The organism is Brevibacterium sp. HMSC063G07 (assembly GCF_001810665.1).
In the GTDB taxonomy this organism is placed as follows: Bacteria; Actinomycetota; Actinomycetes; order Actinomycetales; family Brevibacteriaceae; genus Brevibacterium.
Map to the genome: position 1 here is coordinate 275365 of NZ_KV802321.1, position 12915 is coordinate 288279.

The window sequence follows — 12915 nt, forward strand, 5'->3', positions numbered from 1 at the left end:
ACATGACCACATACGAATCTCAGATTCATCGGCCCGCGGGCGGGGGAGTGTCTCACCTCGACACGATCATCGTGCAGGGCGCACGGGCGCACAACCTCAAGAACGTCGATGTCGAGGTGCCGCGGGACAGCCTCGTCGTCTTCTCCGGCCTGTCCGGCTCCGGCAAATCGTCACTTGCGTTCGACACGATCTTCGCCGAGGGCCAGCGCCGCTATGTCGAATCCCTGTCCTCCTACGCGCGGATGTTCTTAGGGCAGATGGACAAACCCGACGTCGACATGATCGAGGGCCTGTCGCCGGCGGTGTCGATCGATCAGAAGTCCACTTCGCGAAACCCTCGTTCGACTGTCGGCACCATCACCGAAGTCTATGACTTCATGCGCCTGCTGTGGGCGCGAATCGGAATTCCCCACTGCCCCCAGTGCGGCGAGGAGATCTCCAGCCAAACCCCCCAGCAGATCGTCGACCAGCTGCTCGGTCTGCCGGAGCGCACCAAGTTCATCGTCATGGCGCCGGTAGTCCGGCAGCGCAAAGGCGAGTTCGCCGATCTGTTCCAACAGCTGCAGAGCCAGGGCTTCTCACGTGCATGGGTTGACGGCGAACAGATCAGCCTGAGCGAACCGCCGACCTTGAAGAAGCAGTACAAGCACGACATCTCGGTTGTCGTCGACCGTCTCATCGCAAAAGACGGCATCCGGCAGCGCCTGACGGATTCGGTGGAAACCGCCCTGCGCACGGCGGACGGACGCCTCGACGTTCTGCTGGTCGATTCAGACGAGATGCGAACGTTCTCCGAACACATGTCCTGCCCCAATGACCACCCGCTGACCACCGACACGATCGAACCGCGCACATTCTCATTCAATTCGCCGTTCGGCGCCTGCCCCGCGTGCGATGGAATCGGGGTGCGCCTGCAGGTCGACGAACACCTCGTGGTCCCCGATGACGAAATGACACTCGGCGAGGGCGCAATCGCCGCGTGGTCGCACGGCAAGTCGACCATGAAGTACTTCAACCGCCTGCTTAAGGGACTGGGCGATGAAATCGGCTTCGACCTGAAAACCCCGTGGAAGGATCTGCCGAAGAAAGCCCGCAAGGCGATTCTTCAGGGCAAGGACTACAAGGTCCACGTTAAGTACCGCAACCGCTTCGGACGCGAGCGCACCTACTCAACGGGCTTTGAGGGTGTGTTCAACTACATCCTGCGCAAACACGGCGAGACCGAATCCGATACCGCCCGTGACCGCTACGAAGCGTACATGCGGGAAGTCCCGTGCGCCTCCTGCGATGGAACCAGGCTCAAGCCGGAAGCACTCGCCGTCACGGTGGCCGACACCTCGATAGCGGATGTCAGCCGGATGGCGATTGATCAGGCAGCAGAATTCCTCGGCGGCCTCGAACTGAGCGCGCGCGATGCGCAGATCGCCGACCAGGTGATGAAGGAAATTCGCGCCCGCCTGCAGTTCCTGCTGGACGTCGGCCTGGAATACCTGTCACTCGACCGCGCCGCCGGCACGCTCTCGGGCGGCGAAGCACAGCGCATCCGCCTGGCCACCCAGATCGGCTCGGGACTCGTAGGCGTGCTGTACGTGCTCGACGAACCGTCAATCGGCCTGCACCAGCGGGACAACAGGCGGCTGATCGACACACTCATGAAGCTGCGCGACCTGGGCAACACCCTGATCGTCGTCGAACATGACGAAGAGACGATTGATGCGGCCGACTGGATTGTCGACATCGGCCCCGGTGCTGGCGAACACGGCGGTCAGGTCGTCTACTCCGGTCCCGTGAAGGAGCTGACCCGTGCGGAAGGGTCCGCGACGGGCGACTACATTGCCGGGCGCCGCAAGATCGGGGTCCCGGACGAGCGCCGCCGGGTCGACCGCAAGCGAATGCTCGGCGTGGAGCGGGCGAGGGCCAATAATCTCAAAGACATCTCGGTGAAGTTCCCGCTGTCGGTGCTGACATCTGTGACCGGCGTGTCCGGGTCTGGGAAATCGACGCTGGTCAACGACATCCTGTACAGCGAACTGGCCAACAAGCTCAACAACGCCAAGCGGGTCCCGGGTCTGCACAAGCGGGTGACGGGCGTTGAAGAGCTCGACAAGGTCATCCACGTCGACCAGTCGCCCATCGGACGCACGCCACGGTCGAACCCGGCCACCTACACGGGCGTTTTCGACCACGTGCGGCGCCTGTTCGCCGAAACCGAAACAGCGCGCATGCGCGGCTACCAGCCGGGCCGCTTCTCGTTCAACGTCAAGGGCGGCCGCTGCGAGAACTGCTCGGGTGACGGCACCATCAAAATCGAAATGAACTTCCTGCCGGACGTCTACGTGCCCTGCGAAGTGTGCGGGGGAGCGCGCTACAATCGCGAAACGCTCGAAGTGAAGTTCAAGGGCAAGTCGATTGCCGAAGTGCTCGACATGCCGATCGAAGAGGCCGCCGAGTTCTTTGAGGCGGTTCCCGCAATTGCCCGTCACCTCAACACGCTCGTCAAGGTGGGCCTGGGCTATGTGCGCTTGGGCCAGCCGGCAACCACGCTGTCCGGTGGCGAAGCCCAGCGCGTGAAGCTCGCTGCAGAACTGCAGAAGCGCACGCGCGGCCGGGCCGTCTACGTTCTTGACGAACCGACCACGGGCCTGCACTTCGAGGACATCCGGAAACTGCTGCTGGTGCTTCAGGGGCTCGTAGACAAGGGCAACACCGTCATCGTCATCGAGCACAACCTCGACGTGATTGCCGCCAGTGACTACATCATCGACATGGGGCCCGAAGGCGGTCGAGGCGGAGGTACGGTTGTGGCTGCCGGCACGCCTGAAGAAGTGGCTCAGGTTGAGGCAAGCCACACCGGACGCTATCTGGCAGCCATGCCCGAGATTGCGAGCCGCATTGGCTGACCCCAGTCAGTATCGGCCTAAGCCGGGGGAGATCCCCACTCTTCCCGGGGTCTACCGATTTCGCGATGATGAGCGGCGGATCATCTACGTCGGCAAGGCGAAGAACCTGCGCAATCGGCTGAATTCCTATTTCGCCAACCCGGCGGGCCTGCACCCGCGGACATTCACGATGGTCCATACGGCGATGTCCGTCGAATGGACGATCGTGGAAAGCGAAGTTGAGGCGCTGCGGCTTGAATGGACGTGGATCAACGAATTCAAGCCGCGGTTCAACGTCATGTTCCGCGACGACAAGTCCTACCCCTACCTGGCGGTCACGGTGAAAGACCGCTATCCGCGGGTCTTCGTCACGCGGGGCAAACGGCGCAAGGGCGTGAAGTACTTCGGTCCGTTCACCGCAGTGTGGGCCATCCGAGAGTCTCTCGACCTGCTGCTGAAGGCATTTCCCGTGCGCACGTGCGCAAAGACGGTGTTCGACCGCGCCGCGCGTTCGGGCAGGCCCTGTCTGCTGGGCTACATCGACAAGTGCTCTGCCCCGTGTGTTGATCGGATCACCCCGGAGGCGCACCGGGAGCTCGTTGAGGGCGTCACCGAATTCATGTCGGGCAGCACGGGGAAGATCATCTCCACGCGCCGGCGGGCAATGAAAGAAGCCGCCGGTGAACTCGATTTCGAGAGGGCCGCGAAGCTGCGCGACGAGATTGAAGCTCTCGAAAAGATCGTCGACAAGTCCTCAGTCATCCTCTCGCAGAACGTCGACACAGACATCTTCGGACTGACAGTCGAAGAGCTCGAGGCATCCGTCCAGGTCTTCCACGTGCGCGGCGGTCGGATTCGCGGTCAGCGCGGATGGATCATCGAGCGGATGCAGGACCTTTCGGCCGCTCAGCTCACAAGCGACTACCTGCGCCAGGCCTACCTCGATGTTGAAGCAGAGGCGATTCCGAAGGAAATCCTCGTCGACACCCTGCCGGAAGACCACGCGACCCTAGAGGACTGGCTCAGCCAGACCAGGGGCGCGAAGGTCACAATCCGCGTTCCCGAGCGCGGTGAAAAAGCTGCCGCGCTGACAACTGTCGTCGCCAATGCCGAACAGGCTCTGGAGCTGCACAAGAAGCGCCGGTCGTCGGATCTGACCACCCGCAGCCAGGCGCTCAACGAGATCCAAGAGAACCTGGGTCTGGAAGAGCCTCCGCTGCGCATCGAGTGCATTGACAATTCGCACTTCCACGGCGAAGACGTCGTGGGCTCGCTCGTGGTGTTCGAAGACGGGCTGCCGGTCAAACGCGACTACCGCAGGTTCTCGGTGACCGGTGACGCGGCCAGGGACGACACCTCGGCCATGTACGACGTGGTGTCTCGCAGATTCAGCCGGTACCTGGAGTCCCTGGCCAGTGAAGACGATGATCCCAAGTTCGGCTACCGGCCGTCGCTGCTCGTAGTCGACGGCGCCCTGCCGCAGGTGTCAGCTGCCAGGCGAGCGCTCGATGACCTGGGCCTTGTCGACATCACCGTCGTCGGCCTGGCCAAGCGGCTCGAAGAGGTGTGGGTTTCGTGGGACGAATTCCCCGTCATCTTTCCGCGCAACTCCGAGGGCCTGTTCATGCTGCAGCGCGTGCGTGACGAAGCCCACCGCTTTGCCATCACCTTCCAGCGCAGCAAACGCAGAATCACAGCTTCCGCACTCGATACGGTCGAAGGCCTCGGCGCGGCCAAGAGGCAGGCGCTGCTTGACCACTTCGGGTCTGTTACGAAGATCAAAAGGGCCAGCGCTGATGAGCTGACCCAGGTCAAGGGGATCGGCCCGGCCTTGGTGGAGCGCATTGTGGCCGCGTTCAGAAAAGACTGAAAGAATTGAGCGGGGAAGAATAAGGAGATCGCATGACGACCAATCAGCGTGACACCGTGCTCGTCGTAACGGGCATGTCCGGTGCCGGACGTTCAACCGCGGCAAAGGCCCTCGAGGACATGGGCTGGTACGTTGTCGACAATCTGCCGCCGCAGATGATCAGCGGTCTTGTCGATATTGTCAGTCGGGTTGACGGTGACGCCCCGAAAGTCGCTGTTGTGGCCGATGTGCGCGGGCGGGGCATGTTCGCAACACTGAAGGACACCCTGCGTGATCTCCACGGCCCCGAAGGCATCCGCGTTCTCTACCTCGATGCGTCCGACGACGCTCTTGTGCGCCGCTATGAATCTGTTCGCCGCCCCCATCCGCTGCAGGGCGAGGGCACCATTGTCGACGGTCTGGAAGCCGAACGCCGAGAACTTGAGCCGGTGCGCTCCAGTGCCGATGTCATCGTCGACACCTCCGACCTCAATGTCCACCAGCTGGGCGATGAAATCCGCCGTCTGTTCGACAAGGACGGTTCATCGGCGCTGCGGCTTACGGTTATGAGCTTCGGCTTCAAATACGGCACCCCGAAAGACGCCGACTACGTTGCGGATGTCCGCTTTCTGCCGAATCCCTTCTGGGTGCCGGAGCTCAAAGCCCTGCGCGGAACAGACGAACCGGTTGCCGAATATGTGCTCACACAGCCGCGTGCTCAGGACTTCATCGACCGCTACGTGTCAGCGCTGGAAATCGTCATCGACGGCTACCTCGCCGATCACCGCCCCTACGCGACCATTGCGATTGGCTGCACGGGCGGCAAACACCGTTCGGTCGCGGTCGCCGAAGCCGTCCACCGCAGACTTGCCGAACTGACTCACGCATCGGTCACCCTGCGCCACAGGGACCTGGGGAAGGAATGACATGGAGCCCCCAGTCAACACTGCGGAACTTCCCCTGTATCTGAAGCACCCGGCCCGGCGCACCGGGCCGAAGGTCGTGTCCTTCGGCGGCGGTCATGGACTGTATGCCGCTCTGCGCGCTTTTCGCCTGCTGACGGAAGATCTCGTCGCCGTGGTCACCGTCGCCGACGACGGCGGCTCGTCTGGCCGGCTGCGCCAGGAGTTCGGCGGTCTACCGCCGGGGGACCTGCGCATGGCGCTTGCCGCTTTGACTGATGACAGCGAGTGGGGTCGCATTTGGCGCGATGTCATTCAGCACCGCTTCGACTCTTCCGGTTGCCTTGACGGGCATTCGGTGGGCAATCTGCTCATCAGCGCTCTGTGGCAGATCCACGGGGACGAAGTCGAGGGCCTCGACTGGGTGGCTCGGCTCCTGCGGGCGCACGGCCGCGTGCTGCCCATGTCGTCGGTGCCGCTGACAATCGAAGCAGATTTCACTGACAGCCAGGGAACTTCCGGTGTGATCCGCGGTCAGTCGCAAGTCGCCTCGTGCCGGGCGACCGTGTCCCAGGTTCAGCTGGTTCCAGCCGCGCCGCCGGCGCGGAAGGAGACAATCGCCGAGGTGGAGCAGGCCGATGTTCTCAACCTCGGCCCCGGTTCGTGGTACACCTCGGTCATGCCGCACCTCTTGGTGCCGGAACTGGCGGAGACGATCTGCTCCTCGACCGCTGTGAAGTCGTTGACTCTCAACCTGCCGGGAGCGACAGCGGAAACCCGAGGCCTGAGCCTGACCGAGCACCTGGAGTCGCTGAAAGAGCACGCGCCCGGGCTCAGCTTCGACTACATTCTCGTCGACGAAGCTGCAGCCGCTGAAGAAGCCGGTCTGCGCGATGCCGCAGAGAAGCTGTTTGCGGCCAGGCTGTGGGCCCGGCCCCTGGCCGCGCGGATCCGCGGTCAGCACGACACGCTGAAGCTTGCCGCGTGCTATCGCGATATGTTTGTCAACGCCGGTCTCAAGACCGATGAACAGTGGTGACTGAGGAAGGAACCCCATGTCCCTGACCGCAAAGGTCAAAGACGAACTCACGAGGGTGGAAGAACGCCGCTCGCCCGCCCGCAAGGCCGAGGTCGCCTCGACGCTGCGCTTCGCTTCGGCTCTGCACATCGTGGCCGGTTCAATCGTCATCGAAGCTGAGCTCGACACTGCGGCGGCTGCCCGCCGCCTCTACGGCGAGATTGCAACTCTCTACGGGGCTTCGCCGGAGGTCGCCGTTGCGGGAGCCTCGGGTCTGAACAAGCGGGAACGCTACATTGTGCGCGTCACCGAAGAAGGGCCTGCGCTGGCCCGACAGACCGGGCTTATCGACAACCGGGGCCGTCCCGTCCGCGGACTGCCCCCGGCAGTCGTCAACGGCTCCACCAACGATTCCAAAGCCGCCTGGCGCGGAGCATTCCTCGCTCACGGGTCACTCACCGAACCAGGCCGGTCGTCAGCTCTCGAAGTCACGTGTCCCGGACCGGAAGCAGCACTGGCGCTGGTCGGCGCTGCGCGGCGTTTGGGCATCATCGCCAAAGCCCGGGAGGTCCGCGGGGTCGATCGCGTTGTCATCCGCGACGGTGAGGCAATCGGCGAACTCCTCGAAGCCATGGGTGCCGCCGAAGTGCGCAGTGAATGGGAAGAAGGACGGCAGCGCCGCGAAGTCCGGGCCACCGCCAACCGCCTGGCGAACTTCGACGACGCCAACCTGCGCCGCAGCGCGCGGGCTGCAGTCGCAGCCGGTGCGCGTGTTGAGCGAGCCCTGGAGATTCTCGGTGACGACGTACCCGATCACCTCCGCTACGCTGGAGAGCTGAGGCTGAAGCACAAACAGGCCTCGCTCGAAGAACTCGGCCAGCTGGCCGATCCCCCCATGACAAAAGACGCCATTGCCGGCCGTGTTCGCAGGCTGCTGGCCACCGCGGACAAAAAGGCCGAGGAAACGGGCGTTCCCGACACCAAAGCCAGTCTCACACCCGAAATGCTCGACGACGTCTGACCCCCCCCACCTCGAACTCACGGAACTCAGAACACGCGAAAGGCAGACACCATGACAGTCCGCATCGGAATCAACGGCTTCGGCCGCATCGGCCGTTCCGTTCTGCGCCAGATCCTCGCCGGAAGCACTTCACTCGAAGTGGTTGCCGTCAATGACCTCACCGACAACGCCAGCCTCGCCCATCTCTTCCGCTATGACACCGTGTGGGGTCGGTTCGGCGGGACCGTAGAGCACACTGACGATTCGCTCATCATCGACGGCAAGTCGATTCACGCCAGCGCCCACAAAGACCCGTCCGACATCCCTTGGGGAGAGCTCGGGGTCGACATCGTCATCGAAGCCACCGGCAAGTTCCGCAAGCGCGATCAGGCGCAGAAGCACATCGACGCCGGCGCTGAGAAGGTCCTGCTGTCGGCACCGGGCAAAAAAGACGACGGCATGTTCGTCATGGGCGTCAACCACGAAGAATTCGACCCGCAGAAGCATCACGTGTTCTCCAACGCGTCCTGCACCACCAACTGCTTGGCCCCGCTGGCAAAAGTCCTTCACGAAGAGTTCGGCATCGAATCCGGGATCATGACTACGATCCACGCCTACACCGGTGGTCAGGCCCTCGTTGACGGCCCGCACAAAGATCTGCGCCGAGCACGTGCCGCCGCGGTCAACATCGTGCCGACCACCACCGGCGCGGCCAATGCCGTCGGCAAGGTTCTGCCTGAGCTCAAAGGCAGGCTCGACGGCTTCGCCGTCCGCGTTCCGGTTGTCACGGGATCTCTCGTCGACCTGACCTTCCTGCCGAGCAGGAGCGTCACCGTCGACGAAGTCAACGCCGCGGTCAAGAAGGCCGCGGAAGGCTCCCTCAAGGGCATTCTGGGCTACACGGAAGACCCAATCGTGTCATCGGACATCGTCATGGAAGACCGTTCGTCGATTTTCGACGCTCAGCTGACCCGCAAAGTCGGCGACCAGATCAAGGTGGTCTCCTGGTACGACAATGAATGGGGCTATTCCGAACGCCTGGTCGACCTGACAGACTATGTTGCCGAACGGCTCTGAGTTCCGGCACCGAGAAAAGGACACTATGCAGACTCTCACCAACCCGAGTGACTTCGCCGGCAAGCGCGTCATCGTCCGCTCCGATCTCAACGTCCCGATGGACGGCGACACAATCACCGACCGCGGTCGGATCGAGGCCTCCGCGCCGACCATCGCATCTCTTGCAGAAGCGGGTGCGCGCGTCATCGTCATTGCCCACCTGGGCCGACCCAAGGGAGAGCCGAACCCCGAATTCAGCCTTGGCCCGGTGGCGCCGGTCCTGACGGAGGCCATCGGCCGTCCGGTGCAGTTCGCCGCGGACACCGTGGGCGAAGACGCTCAGGCCTGCGTCGCTGCACTGGCTGATGGTGAGGTGCTGCTTTTGGAGAACCTGCGCTTCAACCCGGGCGAAACTTCGAAGGACGACGCCGAGCGCGCTGCTTTTGCCGATCAGCTGGCAGCTCTGGGCGACGTCTTCGTCTCTGACGGCTTCGGCGTGGTCCACCGCAAACAGGCAAGCGTCTACGACCTTCCCGCACGACTCCCGCACTATGCCGGGGGGCTCGTCGCGGCTGAAGTCGAAGTCAGCGAACGTCTGCTGCATGATCCTGAGCGGCCCTACGCTGTTGTTCTCGGCGGCTCGAAGGTCTCCGACAAGCTCCGCGTCATCGATTCGCTCATCGACCGGGCTGACTCGCTGCTGATCGGCGGCGGCATGGTCTTCACCTTCCTCAAAGCGCAGGGCTGCAAGGTCGGCTCGTCGCTGCTGGAAGAAGACCAGATCGACACCGTCCGGGGATACCTGGAAAAGGCAGAAAAAGCCGGCGTCGACATCGTCCTGCCCACTGACATCGTCATGGCCGAGAAGTTCGGGGCTGACGCGGACCACTGGGTTGCGTCCGTCGACGCTTTGGAAGGCACTCCGGCCGGTGCCGACGCTATGGGGCTCGACATCGGGCCCGAATCCGCAGCGCACTTCGCAGAGATCATCAAGAAGGCAAAGACGGTGTTCTGGAACGGCCCCATGGGCGTATTCGAGATCCCTGCCTTCGCTGCGGGCACCAAAGCGGTAGCCGAGGCGCTGACGACAGTTCACGGATCTGAAGCCGACGGCCGCCTCACAGTTGTCGGCGGGGGAGACTCCGCGGCAGCAGTGCGCTCCCTGGGCTTTTCCGAAGCCGACTTCGGCCACATCTCCACCGGGGGCGGCGCGAGCCTGGAATACCTCGAAGGCAAAGAACTCCCCGGACTGACAGCACTCAACTGAAAGCACACCAATGACCCGCAAACCACTCCTGGCCGGCAACTGGAAGATGAACAACGATCATCTCGAGGCGATCGCCTCGGTCCAGAAGCTGGCATGGTCGCTGCGCGATGCGCGTTTCGACGGATCGACCGCTGACATTGCGGTGATCCCTCCGTTCACCGACATCCGTTCGGTGCAGACCCTCGTTCAGGCCGATAAGATCCCTGTGTCCTATGGCGCGCAGGACCTTTCGGCTCATGACGAAGGCGCTTTCACCGGCGAGATCAGCGGACGCTTCCTCAATCAGCTCGGCTGTCAGTACGTTGTCGTCGGACACTCTGAAAGGCGAGCACATCACGGTGAGGACGACGAAATCATTGGCCAGAAGGTTCGGGCGGCTCGTCGCCACGGGCTGGCCCCGATCCTCTGCGTGGGCGAATCACAGGACGTGCGCGCCGCGGGCACGCACATCGAATACACCCTGGCTCAGGTTTCCGGGGCACTTGAAGGCCAATCGGCAGACGAGCTCGAAGGCCTTGTCATCGCATATGAGCCGGTTTGGGCGATCGGCACGGGAGAAACTGCGACGGCTGATGACGCCGGGACGATGGCGACGGCCGTGCGCGGACTGCTGAGCGACACCTACGGTGATGGATTCGCGCAGTTGGTGCGACTCCTCTACGGAGGGTCGGTCAACCAGGACAACGTCGGGGACATCATGCGCCAGTCAGACGTCGACGGTGCGCTGGTCGGAGGGGCGAGTTTGGACCCGACTGGCTTCGCCGCACTGTGCAAGACCGCTGTCCGCGCTTCGGCTGACTGATAGGATATTCGGCGTGACTATTCTGACGTGGATTCTGACTGGCGTGCTCGTGCTCTCGAGCTTCATTCTTGTGCTGTTCATTCTTCTGCACAAAGGCAAGGGCGGCGGCATGTCCGATATGTTCGGCGGCGGTATGAGCTCTAACCTCGGTTCGTCCGGCGTCGCCGAAGGCAACCTCAACAGGTTCACCGCGCTGACGGCGATTGTGTGGGTTGCCTGCATTGTGCTTCTGGGACTCATCGTCCGCTTCCAGTAGGACCTAAGCCGCGCATAGGCGCCGCTGCCGCAACGGCAGCGGCGCTTTTTGTGCAGATGCGGAATCAGACGGATGCGCAGTGCGATGCGTGTTTGCGCCTATTGCCCCGTATCCAGATCCTGTCGGCATCATGACTGAGGGCCTCGCAGCCATACGCTGCGAGGCCCTCAGTCGCTGCGGCATACTGACGTCCGCTGCGTAAAGCTGCTGTCTACAGCTTGGTGTGTTTGTCTTCGCGTCCTTCGCGACGGTCAGCGGTGATCTTTCGGAATGCCCGGCGAACGCGCGACTGCTTCTCGCCTTCTGCTTTCAGGCGGGCGTCTTCTTCCTTGATCTGCTGCTGTGTCGGTTCGTGATCGCGCAGACCGACCTGCAGGTCTTCTGGGATCTCGTCGAGAGTTCCGGCCTTGACGCGGGCACGGTAGGTCCAGATCTCCTTCTTGGTCCTGCGCGCCAGGAAGTAGATTCCCAGCAGGTTCGGGAAGGCCATGATGAACAGCGTGGCGTCAGAAATGCCGACGACGCTCTCAAGGGTCATAGCCGAACCGACGACGACGGCCAAGACCCACACGATGTGGAAGCCCCGAACGGCTGCGCGGCTCTTCTTGGTGAGGAAGCCGATGGCAACCTCGCCGTAGTAGGCGTAGGACAGAACCGTCGAGAAGCCGAACAGAATCGCCGCAACGGTGACAAAGATCGGGAACCACGAGGAAACAGTGGCGAACGCTTCGGTGGTCAGGACAATGCCGTCGCCGCTTGCGTCACCCTGGTAGACGCCGGTGATCGTGATGGCCAGGCCCGTCAGGGTGCAGATGACGACGGAGTCGACAAACGGCTCCCACAGTGCAGTGAAGCCTTCAGTCGCCGGCTCGCGAGTCTTCACGGCCGCGTGGGCCATACCGGCGGTGCCGACACCGCCGACGTTTGAGAACAGTGCTCGCTGAATGCCGACAATGGCAACGCCGACGATGCCACCGGATACGCCCTCACCTGTGAACGCGCCGGTGAAGATAGCGCCGACAGCGCCCGGCAGGTGCTGAATGTTGATGACGATGATGATGAGAACACAGGCTACGTAGAGGACGCCCATGAGGGGAGTGATGGCGGAGGTCCACTGTGCGATGCGGCTGATGCCGCCGAGGATGACGGCACCGCTGAGAATGGCAAGGATCAGGCCGATGAGCCACAGACGGCCCGCGAAGAAGGAGTCTTCGCCGCCGGTGGCGTTCTGCACGAGCATCGCAACCTGGTTGGCCTGGAACAGGTTGCCGGCACCGAACACGCCGATGAGGGTTGCGGCGGCGTAGAAGTAGCCGAGGAACGAACCGAAGCGCGGCATGCCCTTTTCGCGCAGACCGTTGCGCAGGTAGTACATGGGGCCGCCGATGGTTTCGCCCTTGGCGTCGACCTCGCGATACTTCACACCGAGAGTGGCTTCAACCATCTTCATGGTCATGGCAAGGAGGCCGAAGATGATGATCCACAGGACTGCGCCGGGGCCGCCGATGGTGATGGCGACGGCCACACCGGCGATGTTGCCCAGCCCGACCGTTCCCGAAAGCTCAGTCGCAAGTGCTTGGAAAGAGGTCACCTGGCCGGGGTCGGTCTTGCGGGTCAGCCGACCCTGAATCACCTTGTAGGAGTATTTGAGGCCCGTGATGGGCTGGAACCGCAGGTAGACGGTCAGGAAGATCGCGCCGGCCATCAGCCAGACGACGATGAGCGGAATCTCAACGCCGCCGACGCTCGGTGCGTAGAAGACGACCTTGTTGAGCCAGTCTGAGAACGGGCCCAGGATGCTCTGAATAGTCGCGTCGACGGACTCGAGTGAGCCCCCTTGTGCCAGGACTTCTGGTTGTGAACCAGAGATCATAATCTCTCCGAAG

The 12915-nt window shown here is 62.9% G+C and carries 10 protein-coding genes; 9 read left to right on the plus strand and 1 reads right to left on the minus strand.

The features are described from left to right. Positions 1-2 precede the first annotated feature (2 nt). Genes uvrA through secG form a run of 9 tightly spaced genes read left to right on the plus strand, consistent with a single transcriptional unit; the run spans position 3 to position 11029 of the window. Positions 3-2900: an excinuclease ABC subunit UvrA gene (gene uvrA / locus HMPREF2757_RS01285; RefSeq protein ID WP_070572628.1), complete on the plus strand. Its 2898-nt coding sequence runs from the start codon at positions 3-5 to the stop codon at positions 2898-2900. Further along, positions 2893-4749 carry an excinuclease ABC subunit UvrC gene (gene uvrC, locus HMPREF2757_RS01290; RefSeq protein WP_070572629.1) on the plus strand — a complete coding sequence of 619 codons (1857 nt, stop codon included), beginning with the start codon at positions 2893-2895 and terminating at the stop codon, positions 4747-4749. The genes uvrA and uvrC overlap by 8 nt, the downstream gene beginning before the upstream one ends. 32 nt (positions 4750-4781) lie before the next feature. Next, positions 4782-5654, plus strand: coding sequence for an RNase adapter RapZ (gene rapZ, locus HMPREF2757_RS01295; protein ID WP_070572631.1), 873 nt, complete (start codon positions 4782-4784; stop codon positions 5652-5654). Position 5655: 1 nt separating this feature from the next. Next, positions 5656-6669, plus strand: coding sequence for a gluconeogenesis factor YvcK family protein (gene yvcK, locus HMPREF2757_RS01300; RefSeq protein ID WP_070572633.1), 1014 nt, complete (start codon positions 5656-5658; stop codon positions 6667-6669). Between the two features lie 16 nt (positions 6670-6685). Then, positions 6686-7669 (plus strand): DNA-binding protein WhiA, encoded by a 984-nt coding sequence (whiA, locus tag HMPREF2757_RS01305; RefSeq protein WP_070572635.1) that lies wholly within the window; start codon positions 6686-6688, stop codon positions 7667-7669. Between the two features lie 51 nt (positions 7670-7720). Further along, complete coding sequence (gap, locus tag HMPREF2757_RS01310; RefSeq protein ID WP_070572636.1) at positions 7721-8725, plus strand: type I glyceraldehyde-3-phosphate dehydrogenase; 1005 nt, start codon at positions 7721-7723, stop codon at positions 8723-8725. Between the two features lie 25 nt (positions 8726-8750). After that, positions 8751-9971, plus strand: coding sequence for a phosphoglycerate kinase (gene pgk, locus HMPREF2757_RS01315; RefSeq protein WP_070572638.1), 1221 nt, complete (start codon positions 8751-8753; stop codon positions 9969-9971). A gap of 10 nt (positions 9972-9981) precedes the next feature. Continuing rightward, entirely contained in the window at positions 9982-10773 is a 792-nt protein-coding gene (gene tpiA / locus HMPREF2757_RS01320) for a triose-phosphate isomerase (RefSeq protein WP_070572640.1), read from the plus strand. Between the two features lie 13 nt (positions 10774-10786). Further along, the gene (gene secG, locus HMPREF2757_RS01325; RefSeq protein ID WP_070572641.1) at positions 10787-11029 is read left to right on the plus strand and encodes a preprotein translocase subunit SecG; all 243 of its coding nucleotides are present in this window, start codon (positions 10787-10789) and stop codon (positions 11027-11029) included. Between the two features lie 211 nt (positions 11030-11240). On the opposite strand, the gene HMPREF2757_RS01330 is transcribed toward secG, so the two are convergent. Next, positions 11241-12902, minus strand: coding sequence for an alanine/glycine:cation symporter family protein (locus tag HMPREF2757_RS01330; RefSeq protein WP_256278242.1), 1662 nt, complete (start codon positions 12900-12902; stop codon positions 11241-11243). Positions 12903-12915: the final 13 nt, after the last annotated feature.

What these genes read in the sequence shown, in the direction of transcription:
- uvrA (WP_070572628.1), top strand. Translation starts at nt 3, where the DNA reads ATGACCACATACGAATCTCAGATTCATCGGCCCGCGGGCGGGGGAGTG.
- rapZ (WP_070572631.1), top strand. Translation starts at nt 4,782, where the DNA reads ATGACGACCAATCAGCGTGACACCGTGCTCGTCGTAACGGGCATGTCC.
- yvcK (WP_070572633.1), top strand. Translation starts at nt 5,656, where the DNA reads ATGGAGCCCCCAGTCAACACTGCGGAACTTCCCCTGTATCTGAAGCAC.
- whiA (WP_070572635.1), top strand. Translation starts at nt 6,686, where the DNA reads ATGTCCCTGACCGCAAAGGTCAAAGACGAACTCACGAGGGTGGAAGAA.
- gap (WP_070572636.1), top strand. Translation starts at nt 7,721, where the DNA reads ATGACAGTCCGCATCGGAATCAACGGCTTCGGCCGCATCGGCCGTTCC.
- pgk (WP_070572638.1), top strand. Translation starts at nt 8,751, where the DNA reads ATGCAGACTCTCACCAACCCGAGTGACTTCGCCGGCAAGCGCGTCATC.
- tpiA (WP_070572640.1), top strand. Translation starts at nt 9,982, where the DNA reads ATGACCCGCAAACCACTCCTGGCCGGCAACTGGAAGATGAACAACGAT.
- HMPREF2757_RS01330 (WP_256278242.1), bottom strand. Translation starts at nt 12,902, where the DNA reads ATGATCTCTGGTTCACAACCAGAAGTCCTGGCACAAGGGGGCTCACTC.